Source organism: Kitasatospora sp. NPDC056531 (genome assembly GCF_042794375.1).
GTDB lineage: Bacteria > Actinomycetota > Actinomycetes > Streptomycetales > Streptomycetaceae > Kitasatospora.
The window spans coordinates 1-1,443 of sequence record NZ_JBHTTU010000356.1 but is presented as its reverse complement, the minus strand read 5'-3'; the positions used below and the strand labels follow the sequence as shown (position 1 = coordinate 1,443).

The following is a 1,443-nucleotide window of genomic DNA, read 5'->3' as shown; positions in this document are numbered from 1 at the left end:
GTGCACGGCGGGTGTCAACGGCTCCACCAAGCCGTTTTCGACCAGGCTGTCCAGCACCTGCGCCCGCTGCACCGGCTCCAGCGCGCAATGCGGGACCGAGAATCCCCGACAGCCCCAGCGAGATCCCCCTCGTTGGGGCCGTTGCCATTGATGCGGCACCCGGACCGTCCCGGCCGCCCTTGACGGGTCGTTGGCCGTGGGCTGGTGGCCGGCCCGGTCGCCGTGCCGGCCCTCGGCCTCACCTCGACCACGTTCACCGCCGCCGGCGACCAGAGCGGCACCCCCGGGTCCACGGCCGCCCGGGCCCGGGGGCGTGCGCGGGCGAGTGGGGTGAGGGACCTGACCAGGGGGTGCACCGATTTTTCACAGGTCGGGCGGATAGCGGGGGCAGGGTGGGCCGATCGGTGTGCCGTAGGTATAAAAATGACCAAACCGGGGCGCTTTCCAAGGGATCTCTCATGGACGCATCCGAAGGTGCCGACCATGGCTATCAATGTCCTCACCGCCCCCAGGGAGACCCCGTCCTCCCCGCCGCGTGGCCGCCGAGCCCCGTGGACGTCACCCGACGGTCAACCGGGCTACGCACGGCCCGTGCTGCTAGGGATCGCGGCCGTCGCCGCCGTGCTGTACGCGTGGAACATCAACCACAGCCAGTACCACAGCTTCTACGCGGACGCCGTGCGCAGCATGACGGAGAGCTGGAAGGCGTTCGTGTTCGGGTCGTTCGATCCGGCGGGCACGATCACGCTGGACAAGCTGCCCGGGTTCCTGTGGCCGCAGGCGCTGTCGGCGCGCGTCTTCGGGTTCCATCCGTGGGCGCTGACCCTGCCACAGGTGGTCGAGGGCGTGCTGTCCGTCCTGGTGCTGTACCGGGTGGTGCGGCGGTGGGCGGGGGCCAACGCGGGGCTGCTCGCGGCCGCGGCCTTCACGCTGACGCCGGTGGCCGCGGGGCTGTTCCGCACCGCGGTCGAGGACGCCGCCTTCACGCTGCTGCTCCTGCTCGCGGCGGACGCGGCGCAGCGGGCCGCCCACACGGCGCGGCTGCGCCCGCTGCTGCTGGCCGGGGTGTGGGTGGGGCTGGCGTTCCAGACCAAGATGCTGGAGGCGTGGGCGGTACTGCCCGCGCTCGCGGCGGTGTACCTGCTCGCGGCGCCGACCAGTCTTCGGCGGCGGGTCGGGCACGTCGCGCTGGCCGGGCTGGTGGCGGTGGTGGTGTCGGCCTCGTGGATGCTGGTGGTCACGGTGACCCCGGCGCAGGACCGTCCGTACGTGGACGGTACGACGGACAACTCGGCGTTCAGCATGGTGGTCGGCTACAACTTCCTGAACCGGTTCTCCTCGCTGGGGATGAGCGCGGCGCAGACGGGCAGCGTGCAGGCGGTCCGGGGGCGGGCACGGGGGGGGGGGGCGGCACGCGTAGTAGAAGTGGTCCACTGCCGCCCT

1 protein-coding gene is annotated in these 1,443 nt (G+C 72.1%); it reads left to right on the top strand.

The window, feature by feature from the left end:
- Nucleotides 1-483: 483 nt before the first annotated feature.
- Nucleotides 484-1,443: ArnT family glycosyltransferase (locus tag ACFQ87_RS46390; protein WP_380617077.1), on the top strand; the 960-nt coding region annotated here is incomplete at its 3' end.